Genomic DNA, 21,936 nt, shown 5'->3' on the forward strand with positions numbered 1-21,936 from the left:
TTACAAAAAGGTTATTGTGGATTCGGAGGAATTCCAGGGTTTATTCAAGTATCTATCTATCCGAATTCCTATAACATACCAAGACTTCCTGCCGTAATTGCACATGAATTTCATCATAATATTCGGTTTTCTTATTTTGATTGGGATCATGGAAATGTAACGGTTGGTGATTACTTAGTTATAGAAGGGTTAGCTGAATCTTTTGCGAAAGAACTCTATGGAGAAACTCTTTTAGGGCCTTGGGTTACTTCTTTTGATCAAGAGGACTTAGATTACTCCATTAAAGTAATCAAGGATTCATTAGAAACCAAAGGATTTGCTGAAGTGAGTAGTTATATGTTTGGTGACACCATTGCTAAAGAACAAGGTTATCAACCTGTTGGCCTATCTACATTTGCTGGCTATGCGGTTGGCTACCAAGCTGTCCAATCCTTTATGAAAGCCCATAATGTAGGAATAAGAGAAGCTACCTTGCTTCGTACAGATGAAATACTAAATAACTGTGAACTGTTTTTGAAATAACGAGTAACTGGGCACTCTACAATGATTAGAAAAATGAACGTCGTATTTAAGCTTCTCGTTATATTTCTATCTGAATTAGGGAAGTGTAATTTATGAGGTGAACATTATGGAAAAAGATAAGTTAAAACTCACATCTGCTGAAATAGGAACATTGTGGACGCAATATGTAAACGGAACAGCCGTTGATATTGTAAACAAATATATGCTATCCATTATAGAGGATAAAAAGATTAAACAATTATTTGAAGAAGCAACCATGATATTTGATAAACAAAAAAAGCAGATAGCTACCTTTATAGAAAATGAAGGCTTTCCAGTCCCCATTGGATTTACTGATTCAGATCTTAATAAAGGGACAGAAAGGCTGTTTTCCGACATATTTTGTGTACATTACTTGCATGTTATGACGCTTCATGGTTTATTAGGTCACATGACATCCCTTAGTGCCTCTGTAAGAAAGGATTTAAGGTATTTTTACGATTCTTGCGATAATGATGGGAAAAAAATATACCATCAAACGATTGAATTACTTGTAGATAAGGGGCACTTTCAAAGAGATCCCTACTTTTACCCTGAAGCAAACCCTGAATTTGTAATGGGCCAGCAATTTTTGGATGGTTTTTTTGGTGATCACCGTCCATTAGCTGCAACTGAAATCATCAGTCTTTCCTTTAATATTAAAAAGAAGATTTTAGAAAAAACACTTTGTATAGCTTTTAGCCAAGTGGCACAATCGAAAGAAGTGAGGAAATTTTTAGAGTCATCGGAAAGAACCTCAGATGAACAAATTCAAACACTAGCTAAAATACTACAATCAGATAATTTACCTGTACCAATGTCATGGGAAACAGAAGTTACAACTTCTCGCGATTCTCCCTTCTCAGATAAGTTAATGTTGTACCACATTGGATTTCTATTGCAAACGGCACAAGCCTATCATGGGACTGGACTTGCTTCAGCCATGCGAACAGACCTTGTATTAACTTATGAAAAAATTATATTAAAAAACTTGATGGTTACTAAAGAATGGTTCAACATAATGACACGACAAAAGTGGTTAGAACAACCACCTCTTGCACCTAATCGGAAAAAGATTGCAAAAGATACATAGTCATTAAATTACACCTCCCGTTTAGTGGAGGTGTAATGGGCTTTGAGTCGTTTTGTTCACTCATTTTTTTATCGTTCTTGCTTTTTTTGATTTTTAAGCAAAAGTAGTTGACACCCAAAATAAACTTATGATATTATTAAAAATTTGATAAAAAATAATATATATGTTAAAATTAAGAGGTTATCATATATGGAGGTGGATTATTTGTTTCAAATTGGCGATACTATCGTTTATCCAATGCACGGAGCAGGTATAATTAAAGCCATTGAAGAAAAGGAAATCTCAGGGGAAAAACAACAGTATTATGTCATAAACATGTCAATCAGTAATATGCAAGTCATGATTCCTACGGGCAAAATATTGAGTTCATGTATACGCCCTATTACAGACATCATTGCATTAAAACACATCATACACATTTTTCAGCATGGAGAATCAGATAGATTACTGCCTTGGAAGCAAAGGTATAAAGTGAATACAGACAAAATAAGAACCGGTAATATAAAAGATTGTGCTGAAGTTGTACGTGATTTAATGCGCATGAAGAAAGAAAAATCACTTAATACAAGCGAAAAAAAAATGTTAGATAATGCACATGAATTTTTGATTAGTGAACTTGGATTAATTAAAGGGATTACTGAAAATCAAATAAAAAGCTTCTATTAATGAGCATGTATGACATCCCTCGAATATAAAAAATAACTCTCTTCAAAAACATTCAACTTCTTCAACTCACCTATAGAGCACTAACCTCTTTTGTTGTTTCTACAATCTAATCCATTTTTATTTTATGAACGTTTACGTTTCATTAAATAACCCAATAAAATAGTCACTTGATTTTTGCAATCCTGATTCACACTGGCACGGACAAGGAGCCGTAAAGATGGAAGAGAGGTAGGGCTTTCATTGTTTTAGGTATACAATATTATTTAAGTCATTATTTCTAGATTTTTTTACATCCGATGAGAAAGTGAAGCTTTGCGTAAAAAAGAAAATCATTGGTAACACCATATGTATGATCAACGACAAAAATGGTTCCCAGATGAGGAAACCATTTTTATTTACATATCAACAGAAGAGATGACTGGTAATCATTTGAAATCCTTGAGACGGTCTCAACAAAAAAACATACGCTGAAAATCAGTTCACTTGTTGAACGGTCCATAATTTATAACCTAATCCCACCCTTACTATCCAGCCAAATTCATCCCCAAATTTCTTTTGAGATATCAATGATATATTTCAACTTTGCCCATTGCTCATCTTCCGTTAAAATATTTCCATGATGAGTAGAAGCAAAGCCACATTGCGGACTAATACACAATTTCTCTAGTGGCACAAATTGTGTCGCCTCTTTTACACGAGCTTTTACCGTTTCTTTATCCTCTAATTTCCCATGCTTTGATGTGAACAGCCCTAATACAACATATGCCCCTCCATTAGGAATATAGTCCAGCGGTTCAAAATTACCTGAACGGTCATCATCATATTCTAGGAAAAATGCATCTACTTTTTCCTTAGCAAATAAAGTTGGGGCAATTTTGGCATAGCTTCCTTCAAAAGCCCATTTCGAACGATAGTTTCCACGACAAAGATGAGTCGTGACAATTAAATCCTCTGGTTTATCTTCTAACACACCGTTGGCCACTCGTAAAGCCAAATCAATTAATTCCTCCCTTGAAAAGCCACTGTCGTTAAAAGGGATCCCTTCTGAATTAAGTCCAGCTATATAAACATCATCTAATTGAATATAACGACAGCCCGCATCATAAAACGCTCTTAAAGCATCACGATACGACTGAATAATATCTGTGGCATAGTCTTCAATATTAGGATAAATGTCTTCGTTACGAATCCCGGCATTGAATAATTGATTTGGACTTGGAATCGTTTGTTTGGCAACAGCACGGTCTCCAACGATTTCTTTAAATTGGATAAATTCTTTAATATGCGGATGATCAACGTTAAACGATATCTTGCCGTTTACTCGTATATTGTATCTCTCCGTTTCCTCTCCTTTGAATTGATAACCTTGTTCAGGAACATAACCTTCCACCCCATTTAAATGCTCGAGAAAATCTGTATGCCAAAACCTACGGCGAAACTCACCATCTGTCACAGCCTCAAGACCAACCTCAATTTGTTTATCAACGACCTTCTTAATTTCTTCTGTTTCAATTTCATGCAATTGTTGAGCTGTAAGAGCCCCTTCTTGGAAATCCTTTCTAGCCTTATGAATTCTTTCTGGTCGTAGTAAGCTTCCTACGTGATCTGCTCTAAATGGAACGTTCACTTTTGTTAGTGTCATAACAAATCTCCCTCTCTCTTTTGCAAGCTTTCTTTCTCTGACTTACGGTAAGTGTAGCACGTGGAAATGGTTATACGGTAACGCGTAAAATCTATCTCTCATTATAGCTTTCACCTATAACTGATTCAGTTCTTCTTGAATCGATTCTTTTAAATATTGAATATAAATGTTAGCTAACGTACTATGTGTCACATGTTTATGGGTGATGTAACCAACATTAATTCGTTCATCTACCTTCAAGGGAACAGAAATGATATCCTTGCTATTTAATTTATGGCTAATGACACCCGTTGAAATCGTATAGCCATCTAAGCCAATTAATAAGTTAAATAACGTCGCTCGATCCGTCACGCGGATATTCTTCGGTCTAGAAAGAGTGCTAAGAATCTCTTCTGAAAAATAAAACGAGTTGTAATCTCCCTGCTCATAAGAAAGATACGGATAGGGTTCCATGTCCGCTAAAGTCACATACTCCTTTTTCGCAAGCGGATTCGTTGAGCTAATAAAAACATGGGGTTCGGCAGTAAACAGCTCATGGAACTGTAAATTACCTTCTCTTAGAAACTTCTTAATAACCTTCTGATTAAATTCATTTACATATAAAACACCAATTTCACTTCGCAAGTTTTTCACATCATCAATAATTTCATAAGTCTTCGTTTCTCGTAAAGTAAAATCAAATTCGTCACGGTCATATTCCTTTAACAAACGAACAAAGGCACTGACTGCAAAGGCATAATGCTGAGTTGACACAGAAAAATGCTGCTGAGTTGATCGTGTTTTCATATAGCGTTTCTCTAACAGCTCACTCTGCTCCACAACCTGTCTAGCATAACCTAGAAACTCAGACCCTTCTGGGGTAATTGTAATCCCTTTATTCGACCGAAAAAAAATCGTGATCCCAACCTCAGCCTCTAGCTCACTCAATGCGTTTGAAAGACTAGGCTGACTAATAAATAACGTTTGAGCTGCTTTATTAATCGACCGACTTTTTGCTACTTCGATCACATATTTTAATTGTTGTAATGTCATCTAAACCCCTCCGTTTTATGTTTAACATTATAGGAGCATACATTTATTTTATCGTTTGTCATTCTATCGAGATTTAGACAATTAGCCTTCTAATTCAATTAGACATTTCCCACTCTCCCATAACAAATTTAAGTAGCTCCTTCTTAGGGAAGTTACCACTTCTTACAAAGATTATCAACATTTCAGAGTAATTATAAATGAGTATTCAACCTTTTAAAAGATAACTGTTATTCTTCAGTTCTAAGTTCTTTCGCTAAAAAAACCCACATAAAAGTCAACAAGAGCAATTGAAAAGAAATATTTATACTCAGTTATTGCTATAATCAAAGAAAGTAGAAGAGGAGGATATTTATGGAAAATATTGAACAACTACAAATCGTACATGCACCTGCAGCATTAGTGTATAAGGCTTTAACGACAGCAAAGGGGTTATCTGAAGTGTGGACCCGCGATCTTACAGTCCATGATCAGATTGGAAAAGTCAATGAGTTTCATTTCGGGGACAACGATTTAACAAAGATGCAAATTGTAGAGCTAACTCCATTTAAAAGAATAGAATGGCTATGTACAGAATCAGATCCAGAGTGGGTCGGTACTACGATATCATTTGAATTAAACGAGAAAGGTAGTAAAACAGAAATTATTTTGCGTCATATGAATTGGAAGGAAGTTACCGACTTCTATCGTTTCTGCAATTACAATTGGGCGATGTTTTTATATAGCCTAAAAAATTATTGCGAGGAGGATACTGGACTCCCCTATCAAGATCGGAAATTCTGATGCAAACTCCATTAACAGTTTATAAAATTAAATTGTAATTAATACTATGATCATACAGCCCATACCTTTGTTGTTATGGGCTGCATTTTTACGTTTTCTCAGCTTACATGTTGTATGTCCATTAAAATGAAATGACGTCCTATTTATCTATAAAAGCTTGTATTTCTAAAATTAAGTGTCATGTCTCAAGCCAAAAGACTTTCTTCAACAGTTTTTTACAAATTCGTATGTCATCTCAGCCACCTTACGATTTCCTGCTTCTGAAAAACCATGGCCTTCTCCTGGAAATACTACCATTCTAGCATGAGGATACAGCTTTGCTGCTTTCTCCCCATATTCAAGTTCGACAATCTCATCTTGATCTCCATGTAAAATCAATACATTTTTATCGTATTCCCCAATATGTTCAAATACATCATACCCATGAATAGATTCAAAAAAGATTCTTCCCAACGTGACGCCCCATATTTCCCATGAATCAGGAATATGATCAAGCGTGGGGAATCTTTCATTCCAATCATATGGGATACAAAATGCAGGATATAATAATAAAATCCCTTTAATTTCTTCTATATATTCCTCCGCCGTTAATGCTGTTACCAATCCGCCTTGACTACCTCCAAAGAGAAAGATATTATCACGATCAACATTCTCCCAATCTCTTACCGTATCAATAACAGCACACAAATCTTCCTTCTCTGTAAAAATAGACATTTCAGTAGTCTTAAGGTCACTTTTCGTCTTTACTGACCCACCGCAAAAGTCGAAGCAAAAAGACCCCACACCATTTGCAGCCAAATATTCACTATTTCTAGCAAAATCCTCATTTGTACCGTTAAAACCATGACTGAAAATAACAACAGGACTCTTTTCGCTATTATTTGGCATATAGGAAACACCATAAATTTCCCTTCCACGATGTTTAATCCTCACTTCATTTTTGAAACAATCAGTCATTTTCAAACCTCCAACACTTCGATTTTATAACGAATTGAAGAACATATAGAAACAGAACGTTTTTGCTTACAATTGCTTCTAACATAATTTCAACAAGAACAGGAAATAAACCTGCATGGTTGATCTATATTTTCGAGGCCACTGAAAAAGTTTGGTTTTAACTTTTTCAGTGACCTCATATTTTCACTCTTCTTTGATAATGTTGGAACTACGAGTATATGGTTCCATCCTTTTCACACATCGTTCATATTCAGTTCATTTAAATGTTCTATAATAAGAGGAAGATTAGTTGTTTGGAGGTTTAAAATGAGAAAAGTCGCTATCGTTTTACTAGGATTAGGAGTGATCGGAGTCGTTGTAGGCGTTCTGTTTTTGAATTTTCATCCGACATTTGGTGGGAGTCCAACGAATGAACAGAGAGAAGCCTATAGTCAGCTTGAGAACTATGTGGATGGGCAGTTTGTGAATGAGCATGAAGTCGATATGGGGATGGATGTCACGACGATGTTTTCGCTTCTACGTGATTGGGTGAGTCGTGATGAGGATCGTCATCCACTTAATGATCTTCCTATTTCGTCCTTTGATTGGGAGAAGATCAAAAGTGAAAAAGACAGTCTCACTTGGTTTGGGCACTCGAATTTTTTACTAAGCATTGATGGTAAAAAGATATTGATTGACCCCATGTTCGGTGAAGTGGCTTCTCCAGTTTCATTTGTAGGAAGCACAAGGTTCAGTGATGACTTATTACATGTCATTGATGAATTGCCTCCAATCGATGCAGTGTTCATTACGCATGATCATTATGATCATTTGGATTACCCATCGATTGTTGAGCTAATTGATAAGGTGGAGCACTTCTTTGTTCCTCTCGGAGTCGACGCTCATCTATTAGAGTGGGGCGTTCAAAGTGAGAGCATTACCGCATTGAATTGGTGGGACGAGGTAGAGTGGGATGGATTAACGATTGCCTCAGTTCCCGCTCAGCATTATTCTGGAAGAGGGCTTTGGGACCGAAATCAAACGTTATGGTCTGGCTGGGTCATTCTAGGCGAACAAACGAGACTATTCACGAGTGGTGATTCTAGCTACGGTCCACACTTTGAACAAATTGGCGAAGCGTATGGTCCGTTTGACCTCACCTTAATCGAAGGTGGGCAATATGATGAGCGTTGGTCCTACTCTCATATGTTCCCCGAAGAGTCGGTGCAGGCTCATATCGATGTCAATGGGGAAACGATGATGCTCATGCATTGGGGTGCTTTTACTTTAGCGTATCATGGCTGGTCAGAACCAGTCGAACGCGCCCTTCTTGCAGCAGAAGAGCTAGACGTGCATCTCATCGCACCGAAAATTGGCGAAACCGTTGATCTTGAAGAGTTAGACGTGCCTGTTTCTACTTGGTGGGATTTATAGTTCTTACTAGTGTGACAATTAGCATTGACAATAGGAAGCGGGGGATGTGGAACAGATTCATCTACATCTCACGCTTCCTTATTGTAAACACTTTTTTGTGTAATTATATTTTTATCACTCTATTAAAAAATACATGTATGTGTTTGACCGTGGCTCCCTTGTCTAAATACGCTTTGATCGCATGACAGATGATGACTACTTTTTCTATTTACTAATCAACCGACTTCTTGCTACTTCGATCACATATTTTAATTGTTGTAACGTCATGTGCACACTCCGTTGTATGTTCATCCAATTTATTTTATCGTTTGTAAATGAGCAATCATGTCCTGATCAATCGAAACTCCACTGTTCACTAACGCCATTAACGCAGCGCCACTAACAGATGAAAGAATCGGCTCTTGGACCTTGTACGTTTTGCCGTTTTTTTTCTGTAAGATTTCTGTTAACTTATTTTTCATATAAGGACTAGTTAAAACACTCCCTATGCATGCGACAGAAACCGAGCTAGAAGAAAAACAAGAGCCTAGCATACCAATTCCAACCGCTAATTGTTCAATCGCTCGATCACAGACCCTTCTCGCAAGATCGCTTCCTCCTTCAGCTGCTTCTGTCACTAACGGACCCATTTTTCCAACATATTTATCACGCTCTCTTCGATCTGCAAGAAACCCTCGCATGCCAAGACTTCTAAGCTGATCTATCGTTCTCAAGTCCCAATAAGATAGCACGTTTTCAATAAATAATTGATCTGATTTATTTGTATTTTCTGATAAAACACCAAAAATAGCTTCATATGAAAGAAAACGTGCAGCGCTATATGCATAGTGATGAAAATCATAATTACGAATACTTTTTCCCATTTCATTTATCGCAAATATGATGGAGCCTGTACCAGAAATGGCTACGATTCCTGGTTTCATTAAAAAAGCTCCTGACTGTGCAACGACAGCATCATTCACAATCCACTTTGAACATTCAAGCCCTTCTATTCGAGTGAGTTCATTTGCCCATTTATAATCTTCTTCGGAATCAAGCCCTGCTACTCCCGCAGTGAGTCCTTGCACATTTTTAACATCAATTGATGCTTGAAATAACGCTTCTTCTATTGCTTGTTGCGCCTACTCTATTTCTTTCAATAAATGATAAACCATTTTATTTTATTTTTTACAAATTTAAGGGTGTAATAATTCATACACTAATGATAGGAATAAAAAAAGCAAAGATTAGAATCCCTAACCCAGCAAATAACCCCTCTACTCCTTTGAAGTATTGCCTCCGTTTGTTGAACAAGATTATAAAGCAATCCAGTCATCATAATTTACGTTATGATTGAACTTTGCACTTTCTTTTGCTTCCTCTAAAGTATCGTGATCAAAATCTCCAACAACCTCCCAATTTAAATCACACGAAAATAAATAATACTCATTCCCTCCTTCATATTTACAGATAGCCATTGCAGTTATTTGTATCTCATCAAATATTTCATTATTTTCATTCAGTAGTCCTACTGTGCCATATTCATTAGATATAGAATTTTTCGTGTTCTCAATTTGAGGACGGTTATTTTGAAGAGTATGGTGATTTTTATAAGTTTCTCGACTAGCTATTCTGCTTCTCAAATGTAAAGCAATTTAATCTAAGAACTATGACCTTTTTTAAAAACGCACCCGTTCGTATAATCAAATCATTTTGACGATAAAAAAGAGCTCCTTATTATTAGAAACTAGAAGTACTTGACTGCCTCTGCTTGTGTACCAAAAAGGAGTTCACTATCATTGATTTTATCTCCACTTTTACAGGCAAATAACAATAACAATGTAATTAAGGACATAGATAGCCTTTTTATCTTTCATCTTCCTTCATACTTAAAACGAATATGTACCATCGTGTCTTCTTTGCAGTAAAACCTCACTTTGTTCATTTAATATGATTACAACTGAACCAGGTAAAATAATAGGTCTTTGTCCTACGTACTGACGTAAGTATTTATAATATTCCATTTATCCTCCCCACCTTATACGAAAAGTGATCATTGCTTTTCCTTTATTTCCTTTAACAATTCAATGATTTCTTCATTTTGCTTATATGCTTTCCGAAGTTGTCCTTCTATCGATATAATAGCAAAAATCATTATAATAATTCCAATTAACACCAACAACATCTCCCCCTAATGATCTTTGTAACACAGTTACTATTCCTAGCCACTTATTTGCTTTTATTTTAAATAACCAAACGGAAGAGATAGTACATACAATCAACGTACATACTAAAGTAAGGTAAACAGCAACATCCAGGAATAACACCTCCGATCTACATATACTTTTCTGCACGTATTCTCATACTATATTTTCAAAAAACAGAGGCTATCTAACATAAAAAATTAACTCCGATACTCCCTGTTACTCATTTCCTCTAATTTCTTACTAATATGATCTAACTTTTTTAGCATTAACAGATCATTATGATTTTTGGCTCTTAAATGTCTTAAAACCGTAATCAAGAAATAGATGATTAACCCATAAAACATTAACGTAAAAATCAAACTTACAATGCCCATATGACCCCTCCAGAAAATCGTTACCTTTAATTTGAAACGATTACAATTGTTCTAATTAACGTAATTTCATCTCTACTTTCATTCCTATAAATCCTTCTTCAAATAATAATGTTTATGATCTCTTCCTACATTATCTAAAGTTCCAAACACCGTATAACCATGCTTTTCATAAAAGCCTAACGCTTGAAAGCTTAAAGTATCCAACTTAATAAAATCACATTGCTTTTCTAAAGCTATCTTCTCTGCTTTTAATAATAATTTAGTTCCATATCCCTGTGCCCTTATATCTTCATCAACAATTAAATGATAAATTTCTAGCCAATTCCAACAAATTGAAGCAATTAATCCACCATGTACTATACCTTTATCATCCTTAATGAATAAACCTATATCTTCGTATCTATTGCCCAAGTCCTTTGGAAAATGCTTTAAATTATAGTTATAAAGGCTGTCGTCAACATACTGTTTAGCTTCTCTATCTAATTCTTTCATAATTTTTAAACCCACTGCATAGCCCCCTCTTTTCTAGTACCTAATTGCTTCACTTTTCTTTTTTTGCACTTGTTTTATATAAAACGTAAAATAGCCGATTGCTCCTACTATGAAAGAAATAATGATACCAAGTCCAATTAACTGTTTATTGACAGGTGAATGATCATCAGGTAACCACAAGATGTACAAAACGAGATAGATCACTAATGAATACAACATATAAGAATGTATCTTTTGTTTCACCACTACATTTTTCTGATCATCATGGCTCATTTTTTTCGCTAGAATGGTCATCGTTATGACAGAAATAATAGCAATCAATGAAGCTGAACCGATAAATATGATAAAGTTCATCGAGCCCTGCATAATCCAATGTTCTATAACATTAAAAAATATCAATTGCACACCTCCTTATTTCCAACTAAACATCCAATATATACTATTATATATGCACATTTTCTATTTTAACATTAATTCCCTTTAGTTGTTGTATGTTTTTAATGGAAGACTCTGTTAGTGTATGATGTTGATTTTTATACTAAAAATGGACTTCCAAAATCAAGGAAGTCCTTTAAATGTATCTAATCACTTGTTTAATTAACGCACCTGTTCGTACAATAAAACTAGGCTAACCTAAATAGACAGTTTTGCCATTTTCCCTTTTGGCACGAATGATGATTTTTCCTGCAACTTGTTCTGGATTTTTATAATCCTTCTCTACTTCTTCAAATTGTGTATTTATTAATTCTTCTAACTCACCTAATGTTGTATCTTTGGAAAGTTTATGCACACCCATTCGTTCAACACCTTTAAAGGCATTTTCCACACCTTGTGCTTCAATCTCTCCAAATGCTTTAACTTCAATTTCTACCTTCATATTGTTCCCTCCCTAAAAACGCCTCTAATTAAATTTGAGACATATTCACTCGTTAGTTCCGTAAGCGAAGTGACATACCTCTTATTCAACAATCGCCCCTGCTAGTTGTATACATTAAATTCAGTTTTAAGGATTCCATAATAAACAAGGTCTATATAATCGTTTTCTTTTATTACATGCTCTCTTAAAATGCCTTCTTTTTTCATGCCTATTTTCTCAATAACTTTTCCTGAAGCTAGATTGGATTGAAAGTAACGAGCAAATACTTTATGGTATTGCTTTTCAACAAAAGCAAATTCGAGTATAGCTTTAGCCGCCTCGGTAGCATAGCCAGTTCCCCAATGTTTTTCTCCAACCCAATAAGCAATCTCTCCATTATTAAACCCTTGATTGCTTGTCAATGCAACTGCTCCATATAATTTCCCTGTAACCTTATCAGTTATCGCAAATTCATATGATTTATCATCATTAAAGTTATCAAGGTGATTTTTCATCCATGATAAAGCATCCTCTATGGAATATGGATACGGTAAATATAGTGTGTTCTTAACAGATTGTAGTTGTCACAAAGTTTGGCAACCTCTGTTGCATCCGTTTCTTTAAATAATCTTAGAAGTAACCTATTGGTTTCAATCGTTTTTTCCGTTTTACAGTATTTCATTATTCCCCCAAAAAATAACGTTTTTTATATACTCTTGTTCAAGTATTCTGCTTCGTTAGCGTAAGGAGAAACTGTCTCAAGGACAACTCCAGTTATTCCACTAAAGCACCATACCATTCTGTTTGATTATTCATTTCACCTTCAAAAACGTAAAAAATTTGCATTTCACTAATTTGAGTGAAATTTAATATATCAACAACTTTTGCAAAACCTTCTTTGGAGTGTATTAACTCTAATGCCTCCTCAGGCGTCTCAGTAGTATAATTGTTATTACTACAAGATACCAAGAATAAACAGATTATCATTACTATCCATTTTTTTTATATCTACTTCCCCTTCTCTATTATCTTCAACAATCCTGTCCAATTAGTACAATAAAGAAAGTACGCTGTTTCTTATTAAAGTAGCGCACTGCTTTAATTGAATTTCAACTTTCTTTTATAATAGAAAACAAAACTAATAGCTATAACAATGGTTGCAGTCCACCTATACATAAACACCATTATAGAAACTGGGATATTTATACAACATGTATAAGGCGCCTTTCTTAGTTGTTTTACATATCCATTATTATGTTATTCGACTTTACCAATAAATAAGTCTATCTGTAAGATGCAGATAAGCAGCATAAATCAGTACATATAAAATCGCACAAAGTGAATATATGAATAGGAATTTCTTTTTGTTTTTCACTTTAACATTAATAACACAACAGATTACAATACTAACAATAAGAGGAATTAATATCACAATCCAAGCTTCTAAGTTCATAAAAACCCTCCAAAAAATTGGTTCAACTCTACTACCTTCACTTGATCGTCACTTAAATTTTAACATTAATTCCCTTTTATATGTTCACAAAAAGAAAAAACTTTCCTGTTTATCACAGAAAAGCTCCTCGTAAGAGTTGAATAGTAAAATAATTTTTTTACTTAATTATCAACCTATAAATAGGTTGTTGATAACTATTTTCCTTGTTTTGGCTAACAAATCCTGCCTTCTCATATAAGCGGATTGCTTGCTGGTTTTCTTTTTCTACCGTTAAAGATATAACCTTACAATAATGGTGGTTCTCTTTTATAAATTCAATAATTTTAATAAGAGCCTGTCTCCCATACCCTTTACCTTGAAGACTTTTATCAATCTGAAATCCTCCAATCCAATAATTATCCTCACTGTTTGGTGTATAGGTAATATAAAATGCTCCGATTATTTTTTTGTTGTCATATAATACGTAAGGGTCTAAAGCCTCATCCCAGGGCTTTAAAAACGCAAAGGCAAGAGATTCTGCAATGTTTGGAACATAAGACTTTTGGTTATCGTTTACTGAGAGTTCAAAAGCTTCTTCCCAGTTATTCTTTGTGATTTCTTTTATAACAATTTCATACATTTTCATTTCCCCCCTAATACGTTTTGGAAGTTCTAAATTCACCATATAAAACCAAATACTTGTTAAACAATCCTGCCAATTAATGCAAGAAACGAAGTGGCAGACATTTTAAACAATCGCTCCCCTTTAATGACATAAGCCTATTAAAAAAAATCGTTTAACAATTTATCTGTTGTAAGTATTGTGGCAAATTCTTCGTGCAATGTAGCTAGAGATATATTATGAATAGTTGCTGCATCATAATATATATCATTTTGGTCCTTCATACCAAAGGCAGCTGTTGCATCTGAAATCAGGTACGTATCGAAACCTAAGTTACCACTCATCCTTGTAGTTGTTGATACACAATGAGGTGTAGTTAAACCAGTGATTACAACTGTTGTAACTTCATTTGCTTTTAGAAGCTCTTCTAAATTTGTACCAATAAAGCTACTGTTTACTTTCTTATTTATTATTACTTCTTTATCAATAGGTTCAACGATTTCTTTTATAGCGAATCCCTCATTTTTAGGATGAAATACTGAATTAGGATTATCAGAAGTATGCTGTATATGTATTACTAACCACCCTTTCTCTCTACAAAATTGTAATATATTACTAATGTTTTCTTCTGCATTTTGGTTATTTCGTTCTCCCCATTTCTTATCATCGAAAGCTTTTTGCACATCAACTATAATTAAAGCTTTTTTCTTGTCCTCCATAAAATTTCCCCCTAGTATTAATTCCCTAGTTTTTACTAGATTTTAAATCACTTTTGATAAATTAACCTGCTTCGTTCGTATTGGTTCTTCTTTTTAACAAAGAAAAGGAATAATGATCATAATATTTACCCCTAAATAAATGCTTAACTCTATATACTCCTTCATTTACAAACCCAAGTTTTTCTAATAAACTCATAGAGTTGACATTATCTAAAGCAACGTAAGCATTAATTCTATTCAATTTCATATGATTAAATCCACTTTCAATTGCACTAATTAATGCTTCTTTCATATATCCTTGGCCCCAATATTCGTGCCATAAATCATAGCCTATTTCAGCAATATTATTCATTCTGTCCCAATTATCAAACCACAGGTTCCAATTTGTTCTTGGTTTTCACCTTTTTTGACTAATATCCAACGATTGTGTTCCTTTTCTTCTGGATCTTTATTCCATTCAACAAACTCTATTGCATCATTTTTACTAATAAATAGTTCTTCATCATATAAAAATTCACACACTTTTTCATCACTAAAAAGCCTATAAATAAAATCAACATCCTCAGTATTTACATTTCGCAATACCAACCTATCCGTTTCTAAATTCGGAATCTTTTGTGTTCAGTCATTTTGACGACTCCTAACCACTTATTAAATTAGCCTACTCTTTAATACAACAAGCGATTGCTCTTATTGGACAATCGCATCCGTTACTTTAAGTACACTTTTCACCCGAACTAATTACCTTTATATTACAACAAGCAACTAAATCGATAGTTGAAGAAGTGAATATCCTTGTTCAACATTCCCCACCTTCTAGTTCAAGAAGAAGACTAGAAGTGATGCAAATAATACAAAGAAAAATGCCCCGATGCTAATCCACCCCATAACTTTTTGTTCTTTCCGAAATTCTTCTAATCCCATTACTAACATCGTTAAACTTAAGAAAAACATCATATATAACTGGAACTCAAATTCTTAGTAATCAATCCATATCCTGCGAAAAAAGCAGCGATTACTGCAAAAATTACTTTTAAAATCATTAACAATTATAAACACCCCTTTATAGTTTTTTCACTAACCCTGCTCGTTAATGAAAAAGCGCCTCCAATTGTTGTAGAAACGCCACCTGTTATCTTATAACTCCATATAGTGACTTGAATTTGGATAGAGGTTTTCCTTTAAAAATCCTAAAGAAGTATAAAATTTATCAGCCTGTTCCGTATCTGTATGAAGCACCAAAATGTTATAATATCTTTTTGCTTCGTCGATCATCTTTTTTACCAAAAGACTCCCTACACCGTTTCTTCTATACTCCTTACTAACATAAAATCTTCTCAACCTACCAATAAATTTTTCATTTGAATATGGGTCTTTATTTAATCCACCAATAGCAACAAGGACATCTTCTTCGTTAAACACGCCAAATAAGACTTCTCCAAAATTATTAAAAGTATTGCTACCATTTTCATAATCATTTATTAATCTTTCTACAAAACGAAAACCATCTTGTTTACTTTGTTTTACTAAACGATCCAAATCAAAATCCAACAGATTATATATTTTCTTTACCTCATGTTTCCCCATATATATCCCCCAGAAAGGTACGTTAATTCTTATTAAACCCTACGTCAGCAATAGGTAAGCATTTGATGTGATCTCCAGCTTTTCCCCTGCTCCACACGGAACGTGCTAGTTTCCCAGCATTCCGCGTTCCATCTATTGATATGTACTAGATTATAAGTTCCTTGTTACTCATAGAAGTGAGATCCTCAGATTGGTTCCTAGACATATAATCCCCCCTACAAAAGCAAAACACAATATCGAAATATAACAACCTTAGAAAATAACATTCACAGGAAAACTCTTTAATGCCGCATTAATTTAATCACTGTAATTCTGCAACAATAGACATATACTTCACTTTTTCCATAAAGGAATTGAACCTAATACCACTCAATATCCCACGTAAAATCATTAGTAAAAAAGTAAAAATAACCGTCATGATCCAACTCAATTTTCTCTGATCTAGTTTGAGTCTTATACACTAAATCCTTTATATCTGAATCAAAAACTTTCCCAAATACTACGTTCATTTCTTCCTCAGAATAAGTAATGAAGCTAACATCATCAGCGTCTGGCAACCTATAACTACTAGCAGATTCAATAATTTTATAAGCTCCGTCTTCATATCTTACTTTCATATGACGAATTAGATCATTTTGGCGATAAAAAAAGATCTGCTCATCATCTGAAAGGGCCAATGTTGTAATAAGGTTTAAACCTTGTGCTCTTTCTAACTCAAAGTAATTGAACGCCTCTGTTTGTGTGTCAAAAAACATTTCATTGTCAATGATTTCATCTCCATATTTACAACCAAACAACAGTACTAATGAAATGAATGACATAAATAACCTTTTCACAGTTCACCTTCTTTCATAATTAGTAATCTTGGCGGAATGCCATAAGCCTTTTTTCTTGGATTTCCCCTAAACTTCAACAACGTACCTGCAGAGTCCCATCGAAATCAAAAATAACCGCCTTCATAACCAAACACCTTTTGTTAATACAACATGTACTACTAATTCGAATTATAGCTAAATATCGTAACCAATTATACCATAAAATAGTAATAATCCTTTCTAAACCATCTGTTGCTATAAAAAATAAAAACTCACCAACTTAAATCTTGAGCAACCTAACCATTCTCCTACAATGATTGCATCACCTTCTGACCTTTCCCTTCACATCTTCCACAACATAAGCTCCCCTCAAAAAAAGTTCGTTTGACTGAGTAATGTTTTATAACTATAATATTAAACGGCTAACATCCGCCATATAGGATTTTGGTATGACATGAATAAATAGAAGGTGAAACTATCTTAGACAACGATTGTAGGTGTATACGCTTTAACAAGCGAGCAAGTGGTACTTCAGTTCCGTAGTCTTTTTCTCCAAACGTCAAAAACACTCGATATTATAGCTTCATTAAACGTTATAGGAGGAAAAGAATGAAAACAATAAATAGCTTGAAAATGGACTGGACTACCTTTGCGGTAAGTGGAGGATTTCTATTCCTCTTTGTCCTTTTTGCACTAATGGACATTCATTTAGTTGAAGGTTGGGTAGCGGAATCCTTCAATTGGTCAGTAACTTATTTCGGTGCTTATTGGCAATTATTATTACTTGGAAATTTTGCGATTGGGATGATCATCGCTTTTTCGAAATACGGGAAATTAAAGCTTGGAAAAATAGAGAAACCTGAGAATGGTTATTTTCGTTGGATTTCGATGATTTTATGTACACTTCTAGCTAGTGGTGGTGTATTTTGGGCTGCATCAGAGCCCATTTATCATTTTATGACCACTCCTCCGTTGTTTGAAAATGATGGGATGACACCACAGGAGGCTATTATACCGGCTTTATCCCAAAGCTTTGTACATTGGGGCTTCCTAGCTTGGGCGTGTTTAGGTACTTTAACATCCATTGTCCTCATGTATGCACATTATCATAAGGGATATCCGCTTAAGCCACGTGCCATTTTATATCCTATTTTTGGAGAAAAGATCTTTCATAAAAGTGTACTTGGTTCAACTGCCGATATCGTTTCAATTATCGCCGTTGCTGCAGGTACAATGGGGCCGATCGGATTTTTAGGTCTACAAATTGGTTATGGACTACATTTCTTATTTAATATTCCAAATACTTTGGCGACAAATATAATCGTTGTCGGCGCACTTATCATTATTGCTGCTGTATCTGTAGCGAGTGGTGTTGACAAAGGTATTCAATTTTTAAGTCGTGTAAATGTTATATTTGTTGTATTATTAGCAGCCATTATTCTCATTATTGGTCCGACCATGTTTTTAATCGATTCTTTTATTAGTGCTCAAGCTTTTCAATTACAGCACTTTTTCGAAATGAATTTATATCGCGGGGATCAAGCTTGGCTTGGATACTGGACGATCTTTTTCTGGGGTTGGTTTTTAGGCTATGCACCAATGATGGCGATTTTTATTAGTAAGATATCGCGTGGTCGTACGATTAGAGAGCTGATCGTAGCCGTATCGATTATGGCTCCATTAGTGAGTAATTTCTGGTTCGCAGTTGTTGGTGGTACAGGATTATCTCATGAATTAAATCATCCTGGTTCCATTTCAAACCCATTAGGTGATGGCGGAATGCCAGCGACCTTAATGGCGATAACGAACCAACTACCTATGGGATTATGGTTGGCGATTGGATTTTTAATCGTTAGTATTGTGTTTGTATCGACTACCGTTGATTCAATTTCATATACAGTAGCAGTCACGTTGCAAGGTACAGAGCATCCACAAAAATGGATAAGAGTGTTTTGGGTCGTTTTATTTGGTATCTTATCCGTTGTCCTCCTAACCATCGGTGAAGGAAGTATACAGGCCTTACAAAACTTTATTGTTGTCACGGCCGTACCAGTGTCAATATTGCTCCTTCCCCCACTTTGGATCGCGCCCAAAATTGTAAAGAAGATGGCCAAGGAACAAAATATGGAAAAAGAAGAGTAAAAAAATCATTCAAACGACGAGCATGTATATCTATTTTTATATGAATGGTAACAGTACCCCCTAATAATAGATAGGTTGCACTGGAAAAGGTGTACTTCATTTATATAGGGGGTGTTTTCTTTACTGCACAATTAGTTACGGATCATTAAACATATTACCAATCTTTTGGTATTCCCCATGGAATGCCTTTCTCCTTATCAATAACTTTATTCTTATTCATTACTACGATTAACGAAATTATATAGAGCATTGCCTCTTTCGGCTTTTTTCATCTTTCCTAGTGTTTTCATTAAACCACTTTCTAAGTTGATTAATATGAGCTTGATGATAGCGATTATGGTCAGCCATATGCCATAGTCCCCAACGAATGGTTGCTTGCTTTTCGTTTTCATGTCCAAACGTGACAACTTTATCTAAATCAGCATCTGTTAATTGTGTGCATGCATCTTCCAACATTTTTAATACACCTTTATATTCAGTTATGAGTGTGTCCAAAGACCTTCCTTTTACCATTGGAAGCTTATTATTTACATCTATCATCGGTCCGTATTGTTCTTTTAAAGAATCAGGAAGTCGTTGGTCTTTTATTCTATAGGTCCAATTAAGGTCAACATACATGATATGTCTGATTAACTGAGCAGTACTGTTAAAGTTGTTTTTTGGTCCCTTGTAATCTACTTCTTCTTGAGACATACCTTTTGTGATAACTTGTAATCGTTGGGTATTTTCTTTTACAGTAGAATATAATAACCCTACCATTGGTGACATGCTTGTTTCCCCTTTTAAATCGTGAAACATTCCAGTCCCCTCCTTATCTTTTCTATCCGCAGTTGCGCCCACGTCCATGCTCGTTGACCATGAGTCAATTACATTTCCCATTTTAATTGACGACCACCAATTATATGATAATGCAAATGATAAATTTCTTGTTGACCATGTTTCCCTGTATTCGTAATAACTCTAAAACCATCACTACTTATCCCCATTATTTTGGCAACTTCTTGTAATCCATGATGAATGTTGTAGATCATTCTTTCATCACCCACTTTGATGTCCATTATGTTTTCAATATGTTTTTTAGGAATGACTAACGCATGAATTGGTGCACTAAAATGCAATCCGTAAAAGGCCATAACATCCTCATCTTCATAGATCATTTCTGCTGGAGCTTCTCTATTAACTATCTTACAAAAAATACAGGTCATCTTTGTGTGCCTCCTACTATTTATTCTAAACGCCTCTTCAGTTTAACATTTCTTAAAAAGCATTCCTTAATGTTGAATGCTATCTTTTCGACCAACTCACCACTATGTTTTGTCATGTATATATTGCTTCAGAATTTCTAATTTGGCTATGTGCATTACAAATGACGATATTCGTTACCATCCCCATTAAAACTCCCTTTTGTTGAAAAGAAGTATTGTAGAGAATCTACAATCAAAGTGATAACTCATCTTCTAATGCCAAAGCAAGAAGTATATAAATCCACAAAGAAGCAGAAGCCGTAAAGATAAATATAACTCTCACAATAAAAGGTGATATACCGAAAAAATTGGCTATTCCACCGCATATGCCAAATAGGACATTATCCGTCGATGACTTCGTTAACTTTTGCGACATGAGAATTACCACCTCCATTTTCATCCATAATTACATATTATTATTATATCATTAAACGTTTTCTTTAGAGGATATTTTACAAAAACAATCATTTTCCTAGTCTTTTTATTTCACCCCAAATCACTCTCCATTTTCATCCATTAAATACGCTATAATGAAAGGTAATCCATTAGATTGAACAAAAAGGGTTGATGATTGTGCATAATAAAGGTAAACGACTGTTAATCATTGAAGATGATCAAGAAATTAGTAGACTATTACGTGTGATTTTTACTAAATTAGGGATGGATTCAGTTGTGGCGTATTCTGGTACAGAAGGTCTGCTACAGCTGCAGAATGATACATATGATTTAATTTTATTAGATTTGATGCTACCAGGAAAAAGCGGGGAACAATTAATCAAAGAGATTAGAGAAAATAGTGACATCCCCATTATTGTCATCTCCGCCAAGGTGGACATCGAAAGCAAAGTACACGTATTGAAGATAGGGGCAGACGATTATATGACGAAGCCTTTTAATCAAGAAGAGGTAATGGCAAGAGTTGAAGTGCAATTACGAAAATCAAGCAGTCACTCAACAAGAACTTCTGAGAAAGTATGGCGAGGACTTACGATCAATCCTGATAAATTGTCTGTAACGTTAGAAGGGAACGAGCTGCAATTAACGAATGCGGAATTTGATATCCTCTTCTTATTTATAAGTCATCCTGAGCGTGCCTTTTCCAAAAGGGAGATGTATGAACGAACGTGGAATCGGACCTACTTAGGCGATGACAATACGATTAGTGTTCATGTCTCGAACCTTCGTAGAAAAATGGCCGAAATCACGCCTGATGAGTATATTAGAACCATTTGGGGAGTAGGCTTCATGCTCATTTAAATTCTTTATGATTTCTTTATGTTTTGCTTAAGGGAAATTAAAGACACCTAAGCTAAACTAATTGTAATAAGAATTTTAGCGAAGGAG

26 protein-coding genes and 2 pseudogenes are annotated in these 21,936 nt (G+C 34.8%); 7 read left to right on the forward strand and 21 right to left on the reverse strand.

What is annotated here, in order from left to right:
- From ACERJO_RS13965 to ACERJO_RS13975, 3 genes are all read left to right on the forward strand, one after another.
- Positions 1-522: DUF2268 domain-containing putative Zn-dependent protease (locus tag ACERJO_RS13965; protein WP_373647872.1), on the forward strand; the 522-nt coding region annotated here is incomplete at its 5' end.
- Positions 523-628: 106 nt separating this feature from the next.
- Positions 629-1,633 (forward strand): DUF3231 family protein, encoded by a 1,005-nt coding sequence (locus ACERJO_RS13970; protein ID WP_373647873.1) that lies wholly within the window; start codon positions 629-631, stop codon positions 1,631-1,633.
- A gap of 189 nt (positions 1,634-1,822) precedes the next feature.
- Positions 1,823-2,299, forward strand: a complete 477-nt coding sequence (locus ACERJO_RS13975) for a CarD family transcriptional regulator (protein ID WP_373647874.1) — start codon at positions 1,823-1,825, stop codon at positions 2,297-2,299.
- Positions 2,300-2,837: 538 nt separating this feature from the next.
- On the opposite strand, the gene ACERJO_RS13980 is transcribed toward ACERJO_RS13975, so the two are convergent.
- Complete coding sequence (locus tag ACERJO_RS13980; protein WP_373647875.1) at positions 2,838-3,941, reverse strand: 5-methyltetrahydropteroyltriglutamate--homocysteine S-methyltransferase; 1,104 nt, start codon at positions 3,939-3,941, stop codon at positions 2,838-2,840.
- Positions 3,942-4,055: 114 nt separating this feature from the next.
- Entirely contained in the window at positions 4,056-4,973 is a 918-nt protein-coding gene (locus ACERJO_RS13985; RefSeq protein ID WP_373647876.1) for a LysR family transcriptional regulator, read from the reverse strand.
- A 351-nt stretch (positions 4,974-5,324) separates the two neighbouring features.
- Here ACERJO_RS13985 and ACERJO_RS13990 point away from each other — a divergent pair, with 351 nt between their 5' ends.
- Positions 5,325-5,753 carry an SRPBCC family protein gene (locus ACERJO_RS13990; RefSeq protein WP_247106840.1) on the forward strand — a complete coding sequence of 143 codons (429 nt, stop codon included), beginning with the start codon at positions 5,325-5,327 and terminating at the stop codon, positions 5,751-5,753.
- 204 nt (positions 5,754-5,957) lie between these two features.
- On the opposite strand, the gene ACERJO_RS13995 is transcribed toward ACERJO_RS13990, so the two are convergent.
- The gene (locus ACERJO_RS13995) at positions 5,958-6,710 is read right to left on the reverse strand and encodes an alpha/beta hydrolase family protein (RefSeq protein WP_373647877.1); all 753 of its coding nucleotides are present in this window, start codon (positions 6,708-6,710) and stop codon (positions 5,958-5,960) included.
- Positions 6,711-7,016: 306 nt separating this feature from the next.
- Here ACERJO_RS13995 and ACERJO_RS14000 point away from each other — a divergent pair, with 306 nt between their 5' ends.
- Complete coding sequence (locus tag ACERJO_RS14000; RefSeq protein WP_373647878.1) at positions 7,017-8,123, forward strand: MBL fold metallo-hydrolase; 1,107 nt, start codon at positions 7,017-7,019, stop codon at positions 8,121-8,123.
- Positions 8,124-8,419: 296 nt separating this feature from the next.
- Here ACERJO_RS14000 and ACERJO_RS14005 read toward each other — a convergent pair whose 3' ends face one another.
- The 15 genes and pseudogenes from ACERJO_RS14005 to ACERJO_RS14075 all read right to left on the reverse strand — a co-directional run bounded on the left by ACERJO_RS14005 (position 8,420) and on the right by ACERJO_RS14075 (position 17,227).
- A complete protein-coding gene (locus ACERJO_RS14005) occupies positions 8,420-9,190 on the reverse strand; it encodes an ATPase (RefSeq protein WP_373647879.1) in 771 nt (256 codons plus the stop codon).
- Positions 9,191-9,418: 228 nt separating this feature from the next.
- Complete coding sequence (locus ACERJO_RS14010) at positions 9,419-9,745, reverse strand: hypothetical protein (RefSeq protein WP_373647880.1); 327 nt, start codon at positions 9,743-9,745, stop codon at positions 9,419-9,421.
- A 246-nt stretch (positions 9,746-9,991) separates the two neighbouring features.
- Positions 9,992-10,126 (reverse strand): NUDIX hydrolase, encoded by a 135-nt coding sequence (locus ACERJO_RS14015; RefSeq protein WP_260505924.1) that lies wholly within the window; start codon positions 10,124-10,126, stop codon positions 9,992-9,994.
- Positions 10,127-10,155: 29 nt separating this feature from the next.
- Positions 10,156-10,281 (reverse strand): hypothetical protein, encoded by a 126-nt coding sequence (locus tag ACERJO_RS14020; RefSeq protein WP_260505925.1) that lies wholly within the window; start codon positions 10,279-10,281, stop codon positions 10,156-10,158.
- A 225-nt stretch (positions 10,282-10,506) separates the two neighbouring features.
- Positions 10,507-10,683, reverse strand: coding sequence for a hypothetical protein (locus ACERJO_RS14025; RefSeq protein WP_373647881.1), 177 nt, complete (start codon positions 10,681-10,683; stop codon positions 10,507-10,509).
- An 84-nt stretch (positions 10,684-10,767) separates the two neighbouring features.
- Positions 10,768-11,190: a GNAT family N-acetyltransferase gene (locus ACERJO_RS14030; RefSeq protein WP_247106852.1), complete on the reverse strand. Its 423-nt coding sequence runs from the start codon at positions 11,188-11,190 to the stop codon at positions 10,768-10,770.
- An 18-nt stretch (positions 11,191-11,208) separates the two neighbouring features.
- Positions 11,209-11,574, reverse strand: coding sequence for a hypothetical protein (locus ACERJO_RS14035; protein ID WP_373647882.1), 366 nt, complete (start codon positions 11,572-11,574; stop codon positions 11,209-11,211).
- Positions 11,575-11,803: 229 nt separating this feature from the next.
- Positions 11,804-12,052, reverse strand: coding sequence for a hypothetical protein (locus tag ACERJO_RS14040; protein WP_247106855.1), 249 nt, complete (start codon positions 12,050-12,052; stop codon positions 11,804-11,806).
- A gap of 101 nt (positions 12,053-12,153) precedes the next feature.
- Positions 12,154-12,713 (reverse strand): annotated as a pseudogene (locus tag ACERJO_RS14045) (GNAT family N-acetyltransferase).
- Positions 12,714-13,641: 928 nt separating this feature from the next.
- Entirely contained in the window at positions 13,642-14,103 is a 462-nt protein-coding gene (locus ACERJO_RS14050) for a GNAT family N-acetyltransferase (protein ID WP_373647883.1), read from the reverse strand.
- A gap of 143 nt (positions 14,104-14,246) precedes the next feature.
- Positions 14,247-14,804, reverse strand: coding sequence for a cysteine hydrolase family protein (locus ACERJO_RS14055; protein ID WP_373647884.1), 558 nt, complete (start codon positions 14,802-14,804; stop codon positions 14,247-14,249).
- 61 nt (positions 14,805-14,865) lie between these two features.
- Positions 14,866-15,392: pseudogene (locus tag ACERJO_RS14060) on the reverse strand (GNAT family N-acetyltransferase).
- 228 nt (positions 15,393-15,620) lie between these two features.
- Positions 15,621-15,761, reverse strand: coding sequence for a DUF3953 domain-containing protein (locus tag ACERJO_RS14065; RefSeq protein WP_373647885.1), 141 nt, complete (start codon positions 15,759-15,761; stop codon positions 15,621-15,623).
- A gap of 180 nt (positions 15,762-15,941) precedes the next feature.
- A complete protein-coding gene (locus ACERJO_RS14070) occupies positions 15,942-16,391 on the reverse strand; it encodes a GNAT family N-acetyltransferase (RefSeq protein ID WP_247106862.1) in 450 nt (149 codons plus the stop codon).
- Between the two features lie 359 nt (positions 16,392-16,750).
- Positions 16,751-17,227: a hypothetical protein gene (locus ACERJO_RS14075; protein ID WP_247106863.1), complete on the reverse strand. Its 477-nt coding sequence runs from the start codon at positions 17,225-17,227 to the stop codon at positions 16,751-16,753.
- A gap of 588 nt (positions 17,228-17,815) precedes the next feature.
- Here ACERJO_RS14075 and ACERJO_RS14080 point away from each other — a divergent pair.
- A complete protein-coding gene (locus tag ACERJO_RS14080; RefSeq protein ID WP_373647886.1) occupies positions 17,816-19,348 on the forward strand; it encodes a BCCT family transporter in 1,533 nt (510 codons plus the stop codon).
- 237 nt (positions 19,349-19,585) lie between these two features.
- On the opposite strand, the gene ACERJO_RS14085 is transcribed toward ACERJO_RS14080, so the two are convergent.
- The 3 genes from ACERJO_RS14085 to ACERJO_RS14095 form a co-directional block, all read right to left on the reverse strand.
- Positions 19,586-20,146: a DinB family protein gene (locus tag ACERJO_RS14085; protein WP_373647887.1), complete on the reverse strand. Its 561-nt coding sequence runs from the start codon at positions 20,144-20,146 to the stop codon at positions 19,586-19,588.
- A gap of 68 nt (positions 20,147-20,214) precedes the next feature.
- Positions 20,215-20,553 carry an HIT domain-containing protein gene (locus tag ACERJO_RS14090; RefSeq protein WP_373647888.1) on the reverse strand — a complete coding sequence of 113 codons (339 nt, stop codon included), beginning with the start codon at positions 20,551-20,553 and terminating at the stop codon, positions 20,215-20,217.
- A 232-nt stretch (positions 20,554-20,785) separates the two neighbouring features.
- On the reverse strand, positions 20,786-20,968 hold the full coding sequence (locus ACERJO_RS14095) for a PspC domain-containing protein (protein ID WP_373647889.1): 183 nt from the start codon (positions 20,966-20,968) through the stop codon (positions 20,786-20,788).
- A 197-nt stretch (positions 20,969-21,165) separates the two neighbouring features.
- Between ACERJO_RS14095 and ACERJO_RS14100 the strand changes: the two genes are divergently transcribed.
- Positions 21,166-21,849, forward strand: coding sequence for a response regulator transcription factor (locus ACERJO_RS14100; protein WP_373647890.1), 684 nt, complete (start codon positions 21,166-21,168; stop codon positions 21,847-21,849).
- The last annotated feature ends 87 nt before the right edge of the window (positions 21,850-21,936 follow it).

The organism is Halalkalibacter sp. AB-rgal2, assembly GCF_041821005.1.
Taxonomy (GTDB): Bacteria; Bacillota; Bacilli; order Bacillales; family Bacillaceae_D; genus Halalkalibacter.